This is a genomic window from Dokdonia sinensis, assembly GCF_003688895.1.
Taxonomy (GTDB): domain Bacteria; phylum Bacteroidota; class Bacteroidia; order Flavobacteriales; family Flavobacteriaceae; genus Dokdonia; species Dokdonia sinensis.
Map to the genome: position 1 here is coordinate 270,611 of NZ_REFV01000002.1, position 17,669 is coordinate 288,279.

The following is a 17,669-nucleotide window of genomic DNA, read 5'->3' on the forward strand; positions in this document are numbered from 1 at the left end:
TAGTATTAATTATGCGATTACAATCGCTGAATTAATAGTTTTTTAGATTAGAAACAGATTTTTATGTATTTAGAATTTTCGCGAAAGCGTAAAAAACATACTAAGCTTATCGATACTCAGGATTTTCAAAATTCCAGCGAGTTCCATCATCCCAATCTCCCCTAGAATTTCCATAGGCAGGATAACCTCCTTGAGCTTTTAGCATTGCGGCTAGATGTAATAAGTTGTATGTCATAAAGGTGGTGTTGCGATTTGTAAAGTCATTGTTTTTTGCGTCACTTTCTTCGTCATTATAACTTGGCCCAGGGCCTGCCTCACCTATCCATCCACAATCTGCTTGTGGTGGGATGCTGTAGCCTATGTGTTGTAATGCATAAAGCGTTCCCATCGCAACGTGTTTTATCCCATCTTCATTTCCAGTAATGATGCAGCCACCCACTTTGCCGTAAAAATAGTATTGTCCTTTATCATTGCGCTTTCCACTTTCCGCATACAGTCTTTCTATGAGTTGAGTGGCGACCGATGATTTCTCACCTAGCCAGATAGGCGTACCAATAAGCAGAATATCTGCTTCATCTACTTTTTCCCATATTGCTGGCCAGTCATCCTTTCCCGCTCCGTGTTCGGTCATATCATGATAGACGCCAAAGGCTACATCGTGATCAACAAAGCGGAGGTTCTCTACGGTAACATCCTCCGACCTCATAATGTTTTGAGAAACATCCATAAGTGCCTGTGTATGGCTCATACGTGGAGACTGTTTAAGAGTACAGTTTATAAATAATGCTTTAAGGTTGGAAAAATCTGGTTTTTGTGACATAGCTTACTAGTTTTAAATTACGAGCGTACACCTTCTAAAATATAATCTTCTATTTCTAGATTTTCGCTAGTATGCATCACACTAACGTCTCCCGTAGTTTCCAGAATTACAGCGCGTACGTGACTTAGTCGGAAGGCGTTTGCTTCCCTTAATTTTCCACGCAGTTCATCTTCGGTGATTTTAGTTTGTTTGAGGTTATCGTGCAGGATTTCTCCGTCACGCATTAGGAGTATAGGTGAATTATCGATAGCCTGTTCGACAGTCTTGCTTTTAAATCGAGCAATCGTTATGAGATAATTAAATAGATAAAGAATTCCAATAATTAATGCGCCCAGCGCAGGACCAGGTTTTGCCGTGGCAATACTCATCGCAAGAAGATTACCAATGGCAATGGTATTAAGGAAGTCAAAGCCAGTCATCTTGCTGAAACTCTTAAGCCCAAAGATTTGAGTATACGTGAGTATGACAATATAAATTCCAATAGCCGCGAGAAAGATTTCCGGCAACATATCTATTCCTTGTACAAAGTATTTCCAATCTAAATTCATCTTCTTGGTTTTTGGTTGTTTATCAATTTACAACCTAACGCACAAGAATATAGACGGTTTCACAAAGGTTTAGGAATTACGCGCAAGTCCTAACTTAGGTGCTCTGCAATAAAGTTTTTGCAATATGCTTTTATTTCTTCTCTCGCTTTCGCGAAAGCGGCCTCCTTCTCATCTTCAGTTCCTTCTAGTTTTGAAGGGTCGTAAAAGTTGTGATGTAACCGTACGGCATCTGGCGCAGCGATAAATGGACAGTTTTCATAAGCGTGGTCACATACGGTAATGATAAAATCCCAAGAAACGCCCTGATATTCATCTACGTGATTTGAGGTATGACCTGTGATATCTATGCCATCCTTTTTCATCGTAGCAGCGGCTCCAGGATTAATACCATGCGTCTCAATTCCTGCAGAATAGACATTAAGCTTATCACCAGCAACTTTCTGTAAATACCCGTGTGCCATCTGGCTACGACAGCTGTTTCCTGTGCAAAGTACTAGTATGTTTCTTTTCATCGATTTATATTTAAGCAGTTTGAGTTCTTCGTTCTAGTAAGATATTATCGTACCAAGTACCGTTTCTCATTCCCAGTTTTTCACGCACGCCTACTTTTCTAAATCCACACGTCTCAAATAAATGTAAGCTTCCCTTATTCTGAAGGAAAATTTTTGCTTGTAAGGTCCAGAAACCTTCTTTCTCGCTCTGTAGGATACAGGTTTTAAGTAATGCGGTTCCTAAACCATTTCCTCTAGCGGTTTTAGAAATGTAAAGACTTACTTCTGCAACACCACTATAGACTTTACGATTGGAAAAAGGTGTCAATGCAATCCAGCCAAGGACTTCGTCCTTGCTCAAAATCACAAAGCGGCACTGTTCTAAATATTTAGTATTCCACTGCTGGTAGTCCGGCACTTTTGTTTCAAAAGTGGCTATTCCAGTGTCTAGTCCTTCTTGATAAATTATAGCACAAGTAGGGAAATCCCTTTTCTCAAATTCTCGTATCGTATAATCCATTTTCATTCTCTAGCAACAACCGCTGCCTGGGGCGCAACTGCCTTGTGCTTTTATTACATTCTCTGGCTGGATACCGCAAGCTTCTTTTGCTTTACAATCTGTTGGGATACTGGCTAATTTAAACATCAAATTTGTGCCACGTATTTCGTAATCGTTAACAAAAAGTTGCGCCGTGTGAAAGTTTGCATTACTGTACTCAATCTTCACTTCTGCATCTATAACATACGGTTTCAATTTGCCTACTCTAGAGAGAATTGCCATTGCTTTATAAGCACTCATAAATTCCGTTTTTCCTAATTCATTAGGGTCTTCCCACAGTTGGATAATTGTTTCTTTCCAAGCATCTACTCCTGCACCACAGTCTACGGAATCTACTGTAATATGCTTAACTTCAGTAATATGATAATTTGCTCCTACAAGAAGGTTTGGCGCATATTGAAAGAGTAAGGATTTGCCTTGATATTCTTTTAGTAGGTTTAAGAATTCTTGTGTTTTCATAATATGTATTTTTATTTCTTCAGGGGGTGGGAATCTTGCCCGTCAGTCATTTTAGAATTTATTCTATAACTCAAGGATTAAGCTCCTTTAAAATTTGCCTTCCTTTTTTCAAGAAAAGCTGTTGTTCCTTCGGTAAAATCATCTGTCCCAAAGCAGTTTCCAAAAGCCTCGATTTCGGCTTCATAACCGTTTACACCGTCTTTAAACCCTGCATTTACTGCGCCTATTGCCACAGCAATGGCTACTGGCGAATTACGCATAATTTTACTGGCAAGCTTTTCTGCAAGAGTAATTAGTTCATCTTGTGGTACTAGATGATTTATAAGCCCATAATCTAATGCTACGGTTGCGTCTATCATTCCTGCGGTCATTATCATTTCCATTGCGCGGCCTTTTCCTACCAGTTGTGGTAGGCGTTGCGTTCCTCCATATCCTGGGATAACCCCAAGTGACACTTCTGGTAGTCCCATACGTGCATTGTCGCTGGCAATTCTAAAATGAGCTGCCATCGCTAGTTCTAAGCCACCTCCTAACGCAAAACCGTTTATAGCTGCAATTACCGGAGTTCCTAGATTTTCGACAAAATCAAAAAGTTGTTCTTGCCCTATTCTAGCAAGCGCGGCACCTTCGGCTACTTCAAAGTGGGCAAACTCAGAGATATCTGCGCCCGCCACAAAAGCTTTTTCGCCTGAACCTGTGATGATAATCACTCTAGTGTCTGTATCCGAGTCTGCTTTTGCAAAAGCGTTATGCAACTCATCAATCGTTTCTCTATTTAAGGCATTGAGTTTAGAGGGACGGTTTATGGTAATGGTCGTGATACCGTTTGCCGTTTCGGATAGGATGTTGTTGTATGACATATTTATTTAATTTCTGCGTGGGCGGAAATCTCATCCCGCTCATCGCTTATTATACTATTGGTTCTTCCGCTTTCGGGATTTATTCTGAGTTTATCTCACAGAAAGCGTAAAAAGTCTCCTCAACTACTTAGGGAATATCACCGTAAATGTGGTGCCGTCCTCGGGAGATGCTGTAAAAGTAATGTTTCCGCCATAGGTTTCTACAATATTTTTTACCATTGCAAGACCCAAGCCCATACCGCTGGATTTTGTTGTAAACTTAGGTTCAAAAATTTTTGACTTGTTTTCTTCTGTAATTCCCAGTCCGTTGTCATTTACGGAGATGATGACGCTATCACTATTTTGGGCTACTTCAACGAGTATTTTGGGTTGTTCTATGTCTTTTGTGGCTTGGACTGCATTTTTTACAAGATTTGTTACCACGCGTATTAATTGCGTCCGGTCAAAGGTTGCCATAATCTCTTCCTGCTCGCAGTAAAAGTCTATGTATCGCTCATTAAAAATATCAATAGAGAGCTTTACAATTTTAGGAACATTAAGTATTTCGGTTTGTTGGGCTGGCATATCTGCAAAGTTTGAAAATGCGCTGGCAATGCTGCTCATGGTATCAATTTGCTGGATGAGCGTGTTACTGTATTCCCTAATTTTAGAATGTATTTCAGGATCTTCTGGGTCAAAACGGCGTTCAAAACTTTGTACCGTAAGTCGCATAGGCGTAAGCGGATTTTTGATCTCGTGTGCAACCTGCTTCGCCATCTCACGCCAGGCAGCTTCACGTTCATTTTGAGCAAGCTGGGCGGCACTATCCTCAAGCTCGTCTATCATCCTGTTGTATGCATTTACCAGGGTAAGTAATTCTAGCGGGAGTTCTTGGGTCTGGACTTTTGCGTTGCGCTTGTCCAGCTGCGTTTCTTTGATATTATTTTCTACTGCTTTAAGAGCTCTTGTAATGTATCGAGCAAGGAAATACGCTAGGATAACGGCTATAATAACCATAATGATATTTACAGCCACGAGTCGCCACAAGATTTCCCGCATCTCTTTATTGATAAAAGCATCGCTATCTTCATACTGAATCTCGAGAATACCCAACGGTTTAAATCGAGGGTCGTCTATATATGAATAGGAAAATTGTTGAGAAATATTTTCGTTCTCTCTTTGGTCTACGTAGCGTTTCTCTTGGGATTTTTCAAGTTTATTTAAAATTTCTTGAGACATCGGTTCTACCTTTCCGCTAGATAGTGTTTCGGTAGAGGAGATTAATGGATTTCCATCTAAATCGTAAATGGATAGGTTTTCTCCCTGGACTTTTGCAATTTCAAAAATTTCCTGTCTAAAGATATACTCTAGCTTGTCTGTTTTAAGCTCGTAGCTTGTGCTACGCAAAACAAAGTTGATTGTTTTTTTTATAGAAGACTCTTTGCGCTCTAGCCTATCCTCATTGTAGTCTTTAATTTGCTCCTTATACTGAAAGTAAGTAACGCCTGCAATAAGGGCAAATGCTATGACTACAAGCAGTAGCATCGAAGTAAAAATATTAGACCGTAAAGACTTACGACTGAACTTAAACATATCAGGCATCGGGATTATTCTTTTGGATTTTCCTATATAATCGTATCCCTAGCATCAATAATACTGCCAGACCGATAAGACCTAAAAATCCATAAAGCCAGTTTGTAGCACTTTTTGTCACAGCGAGAAAAACTACAGCAAAGAGTATGAGCGTTGCACCCTCGTTCCAGAGGCGCATTTGTTGAGAAGTATATTTAAAATTACCAGCTTGTAATTGTGTGTGAATTTTCCAAGTCCGTGCGTGATAAAAGAATAAAAGAATGATAAAACCTAATTTAATTTGCATCCACGGTTGTTCTAATAATCCTGGGCTGACATAAAACATCAGTAATCCAAAAATTGTCGCTAGAACCATAGAGGGACCTGTAATGATTTTCCAAAGTCGTTTTGCCATTAATCCTAGTTGCTTCCCTAAGATTTCCTTATCTGGCGAAGGTTTTTCTGAAGCCTCTATTTGGTATACAAAAAGTCTTGGCATATAAAAAAGCCCCGCAAACCAAGTAACGATAAAGATGACGTGTAGTGATTTGAAGTATAGGTAGTATTCGGACATAGTATCAAAGATACGAAGGAGTGTAAAAATTTAAGTACGGCATAACACAGCACTTATTAAGTATCAGATTTCACTTTATTCCTCTCCCTCCACAAACAAATAATCCAGCTTCAAACTATTAAACTCATCATTAAACTTTGCCACCTCGCCGTCCAGCATGTTATCAAAAGCTTCTAACTGTGTATTGATTTCGGCGGTTAACTGATTTTTTACAGCGACATCTTGGTCTGTAGGGCCAAAATCCCCCATCCCTACGAGACTGTTTAAATGTCCTAATTTGTTGGTAAGCCTGATTGGAAAATTGAGTGGATCTTGACCTGAGCGATTTTTGGTTTGGTAAAGTTCTTTTTCAATCTTGCCAAATTCTTCCTGCATCGTTTCTGCTTTTTTACGTAAATCTGTCGTACGACTATCGTCCTTATATTGGGTGGTAAAAGCTTTAAGTTGACTATTAATTTTTCTGATCTTTTTAATACTTTGGTGTGCGCGGTTTACAGATTTATTGACATCTGCAATAAAGTCAAATTGCTTTTGCATATCTGCAATGGTAGCTTCGGCATTAGGATTTGCGAGTATTTCAAAAGATTCGGTTTGTACTTCCCCATTAATATTTAAAGAGACATTGTACTTGCCTGGTGTGGCTTTAGGACCATCAAGATCTGCCCACCATAAAATCATTTTTTTGAGTTCCTCTGCTCCTTTGATTCTAGTATCCCAAGCAAACATATTTCCTCCTTTTTTTACTTCGAGAGAATCCTCTTTTTTCTTTGCAGCAGTACTAAAAGATCTTAATGTGTCTCCACTTTTGCGCGTGTAAGTCAAGCTTATGGTGTCTTTTTTCTTGTCGTAGTTAGGGATGTTAAAATAAGTGATTACTCCTGCAGGATGATTTGTTCCTTCGGTCAGGCTTGCTTTTTTACTACTAGAGCCTCCCATTCGGTAGGTGGGTTTAGGCTTAAAGAGTTTGTTTGTTTTTGCTTTCGCGAAAGCGGACTGATGCAACATCCCTAAGTCATCTATAATCCAAAGACTACGTCCCTGAGTAGCTACAATTAAATTATCATCCTTTATGGTAAGGTCTGTAATGGGAACGATAGGTAAATTAAGTTGAAATGAACGCCAATTTTTGCCGTCGTCAAAGCTTATGTACATACCCGTTTCTGTTCCAGCATAGAGTAGCCCCTTTTGTTTAGGGTCTTCACGTAAAACACGCGTAAAATGTTCTGCAGGAATACCGGTTGTAATCTTTTTCCAAGATTTTCCGTAATCGGTCGTTTTATATAAATAGGGCGTAAAATCACCTAATTTATATCGTGTTCCTGCTACATAGGCCGTTCCTTCATCAAAGGCACTCGGCTCCACGCTGTTTATCATCATATTTGCAGGCATACCCTTAGGTGTTACGTTTTCCCAGCTCGTTCCACCATTTTGAGTAATATGTACGAGACCGTCATCACTTCCTACCCAAAGTAATCCTTCTTTAAGAGGTGACTCTGCTGCTGCAAAAATGGTACAGTAATACTCTACCGAGGTATTGTCTTGTGTAATGGGTCCACCCGAAGATTTCATTTTTTCGGGGTCATTTGTTGTTAGGTCGCCACTTATGACCTTCCAACTCTGTCCCTCATTCTCACTCACGTGTACGCTCTGAGAAAAAGTGTACAGACGGTCAGGGTTATGCTTTGAAAAAATAATAGGAAAATTCCATTGGAATCGGTATTTCATATCCTCTACACCGTGCCCCATAGGGTTGTCTGGCCAGACAGAAACCGAGCGTACCGTGTTTTTATCGTGATTTACCCGGGTTAAAAAACCGTCGTAGCTCCCTCCGTAAACGATCTCATTATTTTCTGGATCTACAGCAATATGTGCAGATTCTCCTCCTGCGGTACTTTCCCAATCATCTTCGCTTATACTTCTGTTCTCCGTGCGGTGGGGAATCCTGATCGTGCTATTATCCTGCTGCGCGACATAAATTCTATAAGGAAATGCATTATCTGTGGTCACTCGATAAAATTGTGCTGTGGGCTGGTTCATATAAGTACTCCAAGAACGACCACCATCATAAGAAACCTGTGCTCCACCATCATCACCTATAATCATACGCTTAGGATCTTCTGGAGCAATCCATAGATCGTGATGGTCACCGTGAGGAGCATTGTAGGTGCTAAAGGTTTTTCCGCCATCTGTAGATTTGTGATAGCGCACATTGAGCACGTAGACTGTACTTTCATCCTTAGTATCTGCATATAGCCTTGTGTAGTACCAAGCACGCTGGCGTAATTTACGCTCATCGTTTATTTTTTTCCAAGTATTTCCTGCATCTGTAGAGGTGTAAAGACCACCTTCTTTTTGATTCTCAACCATAGCGTACAAACGATTACTGTTTGCTGGGGATACGGTAATGCCCATAATACCTAGAGTGCCTTCTGCAAAGCCTTCTTTTTTAGAAATCTCTTTCCACGTTTCTCCGCTATCTGTACTCTTCCATAGTGCAGAGCCTTCTCCTCCAGAACTTAAACTATAAGGTGTACGTCGTGCGTTCCAAGTGGTTGCATATAAAACTCTGTGATTATTTGGGTCTATAATTAAATCTACGACTCCACTATTTTCGTTAGAAAATAGAGTTCTTCTCCAAGTTTTACCTCCATCTGTACTCTTGTAAACTCCACGCTCCTGTGTAGGTTTATATATATTTCCTAAAACACCTGCATATACGATGTCAGAATTTGTAGGATGTACTCGTATTCTAGGGATGTGACGGCTTTCTTTTAAGCCTGATTCAAACCACGTTTTTCCAGCATCTTCAGATTTCCAAATACCATATCCTGATGAAACATTACCGCGTAGGGTTTTTTCTCCGCCTCCTACGTAAATGACATTTGGGTCACTTTTTGAGACCTCGACCGCGCCTATACTTCCACCAAAAAATCCGTCAGAGATATTTTCCCATTCCTTACCTCCATTTATCGTACGCCACACGCCACCGCCCGTACTTCCCATATAAAACAAGTCTGGTTGTCCAGGTACCCCAGTCACGGCTGCACTACGTCCACCTCTAAAAGGACCGATGAGACGGTATTGGAGTGCTTCATAATTAGACTCATCTGGGGTTTGTGCAATACTTTCTAAAGAGATTCCTGACCATATAGCGAGGAATAAAAGGAGGAAATTGATTTTCATTTTTTTGTTGGTTTTTATCTTGAGAAGAAAATTAAGCAATTCTCTACTAGGACGGAAGTGGGTTCAGGGTTTTAACGCTTTTCGTTTGATAAACTCAGGGTATTTTGCAAAAGCGTCTAGGACTAGGGAACATAATATCATTGTACTCTATTAGACTACTTGTTGCTGCCTAGTCTTACGCTCTTGTGGGAGTAAGAGCTCATAAATCATTTTATTTACAGGTGTTGCTATGCCAAGTTGTTTCCCTTCCTTTACTATGTAACCATTAAAATTCTCAAGCTCGCTGGGTTTCCCCTGCATAATATCACGTTGGGTGGAAGCTGTGGTTTCGTACGATTGTCTGTTAATTGCTTTAAACGTATTTTCTATTGTATTTATAGGGAGTTTTATCCCTTTGGCAAGAGCAACCTCACAAACTTCTTGAGCTGTTTTGAGCATGAGCTCATTTATATAATCACTCTCTCTCATTGTGCCTATGCCTACTCTAGTTAGGCCTCCTATGGCGCTAACAGTAGTGATAAACAAGAATTTCTCCCATATAGCAAGCTGAATATCATCAGGAATAGCCGCATCAATTTTGGCCGATTTGAAGATTTTAAGAATATTTTGAACACGTTCTGTCTCTGCATTGTCTTGTTCTCCAAAGAGCAGTGTAGGGGGAATATCTGGATTTGATATAACGCCAGGACTTTCTATAAAACTTATCATCCTACATAGCCCAGCGAGGACTTGTTCTTTTGGAACGGCGGTGTTAAGATGTTCTAAATTATTAGCTCCATTTTGTAGTGGTAGATATATTGTGTTATCATTACAATATTGCAATATATCTTTTATCGCATTTTCTAACTGCCAAGATTTTACTCCGAAGATGACTAGGCCTGGAGTCTCGATTTCTGATAAGTCGTCTGTCGCTAGCTCAGGATATGCTGTAAAGTTTCCGGTGATGCTTTTTACTCGAAGCCCCTTTTTCTGTATGGCTTCTAGATGTGCCCCACGAGCAATCATAGTGACTTTATGTTTACTGAGTGCAAGTTTACCGCCAAAAAATCCGCCTACACCGCCAGTGCCATAAATTAAAATATTCATATATGTAGCTTATATTAATTATTAAATAAGGACTGAAGCGTGCCGTGTTAGTGTCAAGTTTTAATGCTCATACCAGGATTACGCGACTTTGTCCTATTTTTTAATTTATCCTGAGTTTATCTCACATAAAGCGTAAAAAATCTTGTTCATAAAAATACAATTCATAATCGACCGTTCATAAGCGGAGAACAGACTATTTATTATTTTTACGCAAAACCTGACGAATGAGTTCTTCTTTTGAAAAGTATCAAAAACGTAGATTGATTACTTCCTACTTCTCTGTGGTGGTAAGCATTGCTTTGGTATTGTTTTTATTAGGGCTATTAGGGCTACTCGTTCTTAATACTAAGAAAGTAGCAGATTACTTTAAAGAAACCGTCGCTGTTGGTATTTACTTTAAGGATACGGCTAAAGAGGTGGAGATGAAACAACTCGAAAAATCTCTTGCGCTTGCCGATTATACAAAATCGATAAAATTTGTGTCCAAAGAAGAAGCTGCCGAGGCACATAGCGCAGAGTTAGGCGAAAACTTTGTAGAATACCTAGGGGAGAACCCGCTCCAAAATAGTATTGATTTATATTTAAACGCTGACTTCGTTTCGGCAGAAAAAGTAGATGAGATCGCTACTCAAATTAGCGCAAAAGAATTTGTAGAGGAGGTAACTTATGACAAACCATTAATATCATTACTTAATGATAATATTAAAAAAATAAGCTTATGGGTTTTGATCATTTCTGGGATATTCACATTTATTGCCGTATTGCTTATAAATAGTAGCATCCGTCTTTCAGTTTATGCAAAACGATTTACAATTAAAACGATGCAGATGGTGGGTGCAACAAAACGTTTTATTAGGAGACCATTTGTCTGGAAAAGTGTACGATTGGGGATGATAGGGGCTGTAATTGCTCTTGCTGGAATGGCAGGCGTTTTATATTATGCAAATAAGACCTTCCCACAGCTCGCTTTGTTAGATGATCCACTAATTATCGGAGGATTATTTTTAGGGGTTTTCTTACTAGGAATCGTAATTACATGGTTCAGCACCTTTCTTGCGACACAACGTTTCTTAAACTTAAGAACAGACGAGTTATATTATTAGACCTGCGCTTTCCATACTAAAAACCTTATATTTTACGTTGAAAGAGCATTAATCCTATGGGTATGAGAAAAGTATACACTCTTGTTGGAATTTGTTTTGGGGTTGCCTGTCTATTTTTAATGACTTTTCTGGCTGCACATAATATCAACGCTTCGGGAGCAACAACAGCTGCCATCTCTCAGGACATTATTATTTCAAAAATATATGAAGGTGGAGTGAAGGATATAGTTTTTGAAACACCTAATGGTGATTATTACTATATAAATCGCGGTCTTGAACAAGGATTCACGCTATCTGGTCTTGAAGAGAAACTTCTAAATAAATCGGTAACTTTGCGACTTACAAAAAAACTTGCGGGAGTGTCTAAACACATTCATCAAATGCAAGTAGGAGACAATATAATTTACAGTGAATTGAATTAATTAGATATTCACTTTTCAAGATATTTATTGAAAATTACCGCATTTGCGGGTACTACAATGGGAGAACAAAAACGTAAAGAAGCCGCACGAGAAACCGAATTTATCTTTGGCAAGAAAAACTACAAGTGGATGCTTATAGGTCTTGGAGTTATTGCACTCGGGTTCATATTAATGTCTGGTGGCGGTAGTGATGATCCTAATGTGTTTAATCCAGATATATATTCTTGGAGACGTATACGTCTTGCCCCAGCAGTCATTCTTATAGGTTTTGGTATTGAGGTCTATGCTATCTTACTCAATCCAAATGCTAAGAAGTAACTTTCACTTCCTCGTTAATGTTATAACGCTCTTGCGGTAATGAATAATCTCGACGCACTTCTCCTAGGAATCATCCAAGGACTTACAGAGTTTTTGCCTGTTTCCTCCAGTGGACATCTAGAATTAGGTAAAGCGATATTGGGTGATACTTCTGTCCCCGAAGAAAGTTTAATGTTTACGGTGGTTGTTCACTTTGCAACCGCACTCTCTACCATCTTTGTATTTAGAAAAGATATAGTCGCGATTTTCAAAGGACTACTTTCTTTTAAATGGAATGAAGAAACACAGTTTTCTGCAAAGATTTTACTGTCTATGCTTCCTGCAGTGATTGTGGGATTACTTTTTGAAGAGCAACTTGAGGCGCTTTTTGGCGGGAATATACTGCTCGTAGGTTGTATGCTTATTGTCACCGCGGTACTATTATGGCTTGCAGATAAGGCTAAGGACACTCAGAAGAAAGTTTCCTTTCCTAATGCCTTCGTTATTGGGATTGCTCAAGCGGTGGCAATGATACCGGGTATCTCGCGAAGTGGCGCCACTATTTCAACCTCTGTTTTATTAGGTAATGATAAGAGTAAGGCAGCGCGCTTTTCATTCTTAATGGTTATCCCACTTATTTTGGGAAAAATTGCTAAGGATCTAGTGGGTGGTGATCTCACGACGCAATCTGGCAATGTATCTGTGCTGGTGATAGGTTTTTTTGCTGCATTTATTGCTGGTCTTTTTGCCTGTACGTGGATGATTAAGCTGGTTAAGAATAGCAAATTGTCTTGGTTTGCCGTGTATTGTTTGGTGGTTGGGATTATTGCTATAGGAGTTTGTCTTTATGGTTAAACTAAAGAAACATTTGTCTGGAGTACTTGTTTTATTATTAGTAAGTTGTTCTACTCTCAATAATTCAGACAAGAAGCAAGAATACTGGTCAACTCCAATGGAGTATTCATTTATGACGGTTGATTTTGAGGTAAAGTTTATATTATTAGAATATTATCCTACGGAGATATATTGTTTTACAGAAGGAGGAACGCCATATGGTGTTCTTATTGGAAAACCTTTAAAGTCGCATCTACCTGAGAGAGTAACCTTTTTAGCAAGATGTGAAGATGGTGATTTTAAAAAAGGAGATATTTTGACTGCACAAGCCATAGAACAGAGCAAATCTTTACCACCATTAAAAACCTTTACAGCTAATATTAATGGGAATACTCGTGTCAATCAATTATTGGGAGCTCAACATCCAGCACTTTGGTGTAAAATTGTCGAAAAATAGCGCTATATGATTAAGCTCACAGACCAAGATTACAAAGATGGACAAGTGCTTCTCTTTGACAAACCACTGGAATGGACCTCGTTCCAGCTCGTGAATAAAGTACGCTGGCTCATCCGTAAAAATCTGAATATCAAAAAGATAAAAGTAGGTCACGCGGGAACGCTGGATCCACTAGCGACTGGATTGATGATTATTTGCACAGGAAAGTTTACTAAGCGCATCAGTGAATTTATGGGTCAGGAAAAGGAATATACTGGGACTATAGTTTTGGGCGCAACGACGCCCAGTTACGATCTGGAGTCTGAAGTAGACAAAACATTTCCTACGGAGCATATTACTGAGGAGGCTATTTACGCTTTCGCGAAAGCGTACCAAGGAAAAATACAACAACGTCCACCCATATTTTCTGCCCTTAAGAAAGATGGAAAACGCCTATACGAATTTGCAAGAGCAGGTGAGGAAGTAGAAATTCCAAAACGGGAAATCCACATTTCGTCTTTTGAAATTACTCGCATCTCAATGCCAGAGGTAGACTTTAAGGTGCGCTGTAGTAAAGGCACCTACATCCGTTCTCTAGCTTATGATTTTGGTCTAGGACTAGAGAGTGGGGCACACCTTACTGAACTACGCAGAACCAAAATAGGTGACTTTTCCGTAGATACAGCACAGACTATCGAAGGCTTTGAGGCAAGTTTTGGCTATAGTTAGAGACCACTAACCACATCATATAGACTGTAGTTTTTTATTATTTTAGTTACAGATGAAGATTTCACATTCAGATAAAGCATTGTTGATCACCGTTACTGGTGCTTGTTTTCTGGTGCTCGTTTTCTTCTTTTTAGGCGTAAAACCTTATCAAGGCGAAATCGTCGAAGAATTTATAGAAATACCTCTTGCAGCCGAAAGCCCAGAGCTAGAAAAAGAAGAGAAAACCCAAGAAGTTGCTCTTACCAAGAAAACTTCACGTTCTAATCAAGCTTATAATGCAAACACATTACGCAACGAGAGCAGGCAACTGTTTAAAGAAGAAGACGATGTGCGCAAGGCTATAGAAGAGCAGCAACGTGGTAGTATAAGTGAACTTAATGCAGAAAATGACACCTATCTTTCTGAAAAGCAAAAGGAACGCGCAATAGAACTTGCCTCGAAAAGAGAGCAGTTAAAGGCGCAAATTGAAGCACGGGAAGCCGCTCGTAATACTAAAAAGGGAAATAGTAGTAGTACGGTAACTTACAATCTTCCGGGGCGCGAGGCTATCCGGATTCCGAATCCAGTGTATACTTGTGATGCGATTGGTATAATTGTAATTAATATCACGGTTAATGATAAAGGGACGATTGTAAAAAAGGAATACAATAAAAAAGCCTCTTCCTCATCTAACGGTTGTCTTATAGATCAAGCTCTAGATTACCTCAATAGGGCTTATTTTGATAATGGATCCCTCGCTGAACAAGAGGGAACTGTAATCTATAGTTTTCAGGGGTAAAAAGACCCCAAACTTCTCCTGAGAATAAAGTGATTTTCTAAGTTATTTCAAGAGTTTAATTAAATCTCTAGCTGTGTTTTGTCCTTTGTCCTTATTATACCAGACTTGTAAATCTTCTTTAAACTCAGGCGTAAGACTTCCGTGAGTTCTTTTATAATCATCTACCAGCTGCGTTGCTTGTGATGGTCTAGGGCCCCAATTTCCTATGACCTCCCTAGTCGTAGTATCAATAGCAATTAATTTAGGAATGGAGCGACCGCCGTTGTAAAGGAATTCATCCATAAGCTCCAGATGCTCATCCCTTAAAATCACTTTAAAATCGATACTTTTATTAAGGTCTGCAAACTTTTGCATCATAGGCATTGTTTGAGCAGCATCGCCACACCAGCTTTCGGTTAAAACGAGCCAAGTAACTTTTCTATCATAGTTTTCTACCTGCTGCCTCATCTCTGGAGAAATCTTGAGCGTCTTGTCTAGCCGTTTCATACGTTTATGGTTAAGCAGGGTGTAGTTTGCAAGCGCATCGGTAATTTCCTGGCCCGTATTAGTGCCTTCTAAAGCGTGCTTTTCGGTAAGTGCTCTGTAGTCCTGGTATGAGATAGCATCAGATAGTGCTTCTTCTATTAATTGTGTTTTTGTCATAACTTCCATAACTCGTATGTCGCTGAGTTTTGTGCAAACTTACTATCTTTCCTTAAACAAACTTTGGATTATGTCAAAACACAAATGCGGCTGGTGTGTAGGAGATACCCTCTATGAAAGGTACCACGATAATGAGTGGGGGACACCATTACGTGATGACGGGTTACTATTTGAATTTCTGGTACTTGAGACTTTTCAAGCGGGTTTGAGCTGGATCACAATCCTAAGGAAGCGAGAAAATTTTCGAGTGGCATTTGACCATTTTGATTATAAATGCATTGCGCAATACGATGAGAATAAAATTCAGGAGTTACTCCAAGATGCCGGAATCATCCGGAATAAATTAAAAGTGCGTAGTACAGTAATAAATGCCCAGTTATTTATGGATATTCAGCGGGAATTTGGCTCTTTTTCTAAGTTTCTTTGGGCCTATGTAGATAACACACCAATTCAGAATTCGTGGTCGCACTATAAGAATTGTCCTGCAAATACGCCTTTAAGTGATAAAATATCAAAAGATTTAAAAAAGCGGGGTTTTAAGTTTGTGGGTAGTACCGTCATCTATGCTTTTATGCAAGCCATTGGGATGGTAAATGATCACGAGGTGGGGTGTTTTAGATACGAGCAGGTTAAAAGCTAATTTTCGATGCTACCTGAGAAATGACTTTACATTTTTTTCGGCAGACCTATAAGGTAGTCTTTAACAACCCCTTGTAGGTCGAATCTAGCTACATTGAAGGGTATTCTAAATATTTTAAAAATTCTTCTCTAGGAATTTCGGCAGCGCCTAGGCTGGAGAGATGGTCCGTGTACATCTGGCAATCTATGAGATGGTAATTTTGTTTTGTAAGCTTTCGCGAAAGCGTAATAAACCCCACTTTACTTGCATTGCTCACAGTAGTAAACATACTTTCCCCACAGAAAACTCCTTTGTCTTTTAAGTCTACACCATATAATCCTCCTACTAATTCATCTTCATACCAGACTTCTACAGAAATGGCGTGTCCTAACTCGTGCAGATTGAGATAGGCCTTAACTATCGAATTTGTAATCCAAGTACCGTTCTGACCATCTCGTTTTATACGTTTACAGGCAAGAATGACTTCAAGAAAATTCTGGTTATAAGTTACCTTAAAGGTGTTGTCTTTCAAGATCTTGCGCATAGATTTTGAAACATAGACATCCTGAGGTTTTACGACCATCCTAGGGTCTGGTGTCCACCACAGTATGGGTTGCCCTTCATTGTACCACGGGAAGATGCCAGAGTTATACGCAAGTAGTAGCCAGTCCTTATCAAGACTGCCACCTACCATAAGTAACCCTTCCTCATCTGCTAGATGATGGTCTGGGAACCAAGGGCCATTATCCCACGGATGATTTTCTGGAAGTTCTAACACTCCTCAAAGGTAAATAGCATTACAATTGCCAGCAAGCATCAACCGTTGAACTTGGAAATCCTGTTGAGTTCTAATTTTTTAAGGATGATAAAAAGGAAGCCTATAGCGGTTAAGAATATAGAAAGTCCTACAAGTGCAAGGTCGTAAGGTAAAAAGAAAAAGGAAGCGAGAATTAATGGTGTGAGCGAGAGGAGTGCTGTTCTCGCAATCTTAAATGGAGTGCGAGAGTACTTTGCTCTTAATTTTTGGACTTCAAAGTGATTAGAAACTCCACAGCGTTGACATTTTATAAAAATCGGTGTGTTTACACTACTTGAAAGACGCTCTTTAGTTTTAAAGGAGGTCTCTAAGTAGAGATAGTTTTTACAACTTTTACAAATACCAAATATTCTCATAAACGCCAAAAAAGTATGGACGCACCGAAAATAAAAAACCTTGAACAAATAATATCTGTTCAAGGTTAAATAAATTAATTAGTTCACTTTATCGTTTTAAAACGGTAAATCGTCGTGATCTTCTGTATTTAAGTTGCTCGCAGGTTCAAAGGAATCTGCGGGAGGCATAGGCGGAAGGTCTGGAGAACCTCCAGCATTTGCCGCTTGTACATTTTCTATTCTCCATCCTTGGATCGAGTTAAAGTATTTTGTCTCTCCCTGAGGATTTACCCATTCTCTCCCTCTAAGGTTGATGCTTATTTTTACGTTTTGACCTACTTGATAATTATTTAAAAGGTCTGTTTTATCCTGAACAAACTCCACCATAATGTGCTGAGGATATTGCTCTTCTGTTGTCACGACTATCTCTCTCTTTCTAAAACCGTTGCTCCCAAAAGTTTGAGTCTCGCCTATCATTTTTACTTTTCCTTGTACTTCCATCGTATCGTAATTTAAAGGTGTAAAT

The 17,669-nt window shown here is 39.4% G+C and carries 22 protein-coding genes; 8 read left to right on the forward strand and 14 right to left on the reverse strand.

The window, feature by feature from the left end:
• Positions 1 to 106: 106 nt before the first annotated feature.
• From EAX61_RS03345 to EAX61_RS03390, 10 genes are all read right to left on the reverse strand, one after another.
• Positions 107 to 820, reverse strand: coding sequence for a flavodoxin family protein (locus EAX61_RS03345; protein ID WP_121916242.1), 714 nt, complete (start codon positions 818 to 820; stop codon positions 107 to 109).
• A gap of 17 nt (positions 821 to 837) precedes the next feature.
• Positions 838 to 1,368: a DUF421 domain-containing protein gene (locus tag EAX61_RS03350; RefSeq protein ID WP_121916243.1), complete on the reverse strand. Its 531-nt coding sequence runs from the start codon at positions 1,366 to 1,368 to the stop codon at positions 838 to 840.
• A gap of 89 nt (positions 1,369 to 1,457) precedes the next feature.
• Positions 1,458 to 1,880, reverse strand: coding sequence for an arsenate reductase ArsC (locus EAX61_RS03355; RefSeq protein ID WP_121916244.1), 423 nt, complete (start codon positions 1,878 to 1,880; stop codon positions 1,458 to 1,460).
• A 10-nt stretch (positions 1,881 to 1,890) separates the two neighbouring features.
• Positions 1,891 to 2,385 (reverse strand): GNAT family N-acetyltransferase, encoded by a 495-nt coding sequence (locus EAX61_RS03360; RefSeq protein WP_236641973.1) that lies wholly within the window; start codon positions 2,383 to 2,385, stop codon positions 1,891 to 1,893.
• Between the two features lie 3 nt (positions 2,386 to 2,388).
• A complete protein-coding gene (locus tag EAX61_RS03365) occupies positions 2,389 to 2,877 on the reverse strand; it encodes a DUF6428 family protein (protein WP_121916246.1) in 489 nt (162 codons plus the stop codon).
• 77 nt (positions 2,878 to 2,954) lie between these two features.
• Positions 2,955 to 3,737, reverse strand: coding sequence for an enoyl-CoA hydratase/isomerase family protein (locus EAX61_RS03370; protein WP_121916247.1), 783 nt, complete (start codon positions 3,735 to 3,737; stop codon positions 2,955 to 2,957).
• Positions 3,738 to 3,860: 123 nt separating this feature from the next.
• Positions 3,861 to 5,318, reverse strand: a complete 1,458-nt coding sequence (locus EAX61_RS03375) for a sensor histidine kinase (protein ID WP_347337919.1) — start codon at positions 5,316 to 5,318, stop codon at positions 3,861 to 3,863.
• The gene (locus EAX61_RS03380) at positions 5,311 to 5,862 is read right to left on the reverse strand and encodes a CopD family protein (protein ID WP_121916248.1); all 552 of its coding nucleotides are present in this window, start codon (positions 5,860 to 5,862) and stop codon (positions 5,311 to 5,313) included. The genes EAX61_RS03375 and EAX61_RS03380 overlap by 8 nt, the downstream gene beginning before the upstream one ends.
• Before the next feature lie 75 nt (positions 5,863 to 5,937).
• A complete protein-coding gene (locus tag EAX61_RS03385) occupies positions 5,938 to 9,045 on the reverse strand; it encodes a WD40/YVTN/BNR-like repeat-containing protein (RefSeq protein ID WP_121916344.1) in 3,108 nt (1,035 codons plus the stop codon).
• A gap of 150 nt (positions 9,046 to 9,195) precedes the next feature.
• Positions 9,196 to 10,131, reverse strand: coding sequence for a ketopantoate reductase family protein (locus EAX61_RS03390; protein ID WP_121916249.1), 936 nt, complete (start codon positions 10,129 to 10,131; stop codon positions 9,196 to 9,198).
• Between the two features lie 224 nt (positions 10,132 to 10,355).
• On the opposite strand from EAX61_RS03390, the gene EAX61_RS03395 reads away from it, so the two are divergent.
• From EAX61_RS03395 to EAX61_RS03425, 7 genes are all read left to right on the forward strand, one after another.
• On the forward strand, positions 10,356 to 11,234 hold the full coding sequence (locus tag EAX61_RS03395) for a cell division protein FtsX (protein ID WP_121916250.1): 879 nt from the start codon (positions 10,356 to 10,358) through the stop codon (positions 11,232 to 11,234).
• A 62-nt stretch (positions 11,235 to 11,296) separates the two neighbouring features.
• Entirely contained in the window at positions 11,297 to 11,656 is a 360-nt protein-coding gene (locus EAX61_RS03400; protein WP_147448328.1) for a hypothetical protein, read from the forward strand.
• Positions 11,657 to 11,713: 57 nt separating this feature from the next.
• Positions 11,714 to 11,974, forward strand: a complete 261-nt coding sequence (locus tag EAX61_RS03405; protein WP_121916252.1) for a DUF3098 domain-containing protein — start codon at positions 11,714 to 11,716, stop codon at positions 11,972 to 11,974.
• A 39-nt stretch (positions 11,975 to 12,013) separates the two neighbouring features.
• The gene (locus EAX61_RS03410) at positions 12,014 to 12,808 is read left to right on the forward strand and encodes an undecaprenyl-diphosphate phosphatase (protein ID WP_121916253.1); all 795 of its coding nucleotides are present in this window, start codon (positions 12,014 to 12,016) and stop codon (positions 12,806 to 12,808) included.
• The gene (locus EAX61_RS03415) at positions 12,801 to 13,244 is read left to right on the forward strand and encodes a hypothetical protein (protein WP_161555179.1); all 444 of its coding nucleotides are present in this window, start codon (positions 12,801 to 12,803) and stop codon (positions 13,242 to 13,244) included. The genes EAX61_RS03410 and EAX61_RS03415 overlap by 8 nt, the downstream gene beginning before the upstream one ends.
• Positions 13,245 to 13,250: 6 nt before the next feature.
• The gene (gene truB / locus EAX61_RS03420) at positions 13,251 to 13,952 is read left to right on the forward strand and encodes a tRNA pseudouridine(55) synthase TruB (RefSeq protein ID WP_121916255.1); all 702 of its coding nucleotides are present in this window, start codon (positions 13,251 to 13,253) and stop codon (positions 13,950 to 13,952) included.
• A gap of 52 nt (positions 13,953 to 14,004) precedes the next feature.
• Positions 14,005 to 14,730, forward strand: coding sequence for a hypothetical protein (locus EAX61_RS03425; RefSeq protein WP_121916256.1), 726 nt, complete (start codon positions 14,005 to 14,007; stop codon positions 14,728 to 14,730).
• A gap of 42 nt (positions 14,731 to 14,772) precedes the next feature.
• On the opposite strand, the gene EAX61_RS03430 is transcribed toward EAX61_RS03425, so the two are convergent.
• Positions 14,773 to 15,381, reverse strand: a complete 609-nt coding sequence (locus EAX61_RS03430; RefSeq protein ID WP_121916257.1) for a thioredoxin family protein — start codon at positions 15,379 to 15,381, stop codon at positions 14,773 to 14,775.
• Positions 15,382 to 15,442: 61 nt separating this feature from the next.
• Here EAX61_RS03430 and EAX61_RS03435 point away from each other — a divergent pair, with 61 nt between their 5' ends.
• Positions 15,443 to 16,012, forward strand: a complete 570-nt coding sequence (locus EAX61_RS03435; RefSeq protein WP_121916345.1) for a DNA-3-methyladenine glycosylase I — start codon at positions 15,443 to 15,445, stop codon at positions 16,010 to 16,012.
• An 88-nt stretch (positions 16,013 to 16,100) separates the two neighbouring features.
• On the opposite strand, the gene aat is transcribed toward EAX61_RS03435, so the two are convergent.
• The 3 genes from aat to EAX61_RS03450 form a co-directional block, all read right to left on the reverse strand.
• Positions 16,101 to 16,769, reverse strand: a complete 669-nt coding sequence (aat, locus tag EAX61_RS03440) for a leucyl/phenylalanyl-tRNA--protein transferase (protein ID WP_121916258.1) — start codon at positions 16,767 to 16,769, stop codon at positions 16,101 to 16,103.
• Positions 16,770 to 16,807: 38 nt separating this feature from the next.
• Complete coding sequence (locus EAX61_RS03445) at positions 16,808 to 17,164, reverse strand: DUF572 domain-containing protein (protein WP_147448330.1); 357 nt, start codon at positions 17,162 to 17,164, stop codon at positions 16,808 to 16,810.
• A 96-nt stretch (positions 17,165 to 17,260) separates the two neighbouring features.
• Positions 17,261 to 17,644 (reverse strand): DUF3127 domain-containing protein, encoded by a 384-nt coding sequence (locus EAX61_RS03450; RefSeq protein WP_121916260.1) that lies wholly within the window; start codon positions 17,642 to 17,644, stop codon positions 17,261 to 17,263.
• Positions 17,645 to 17,669: the final 25 nt, after the last annotated feature.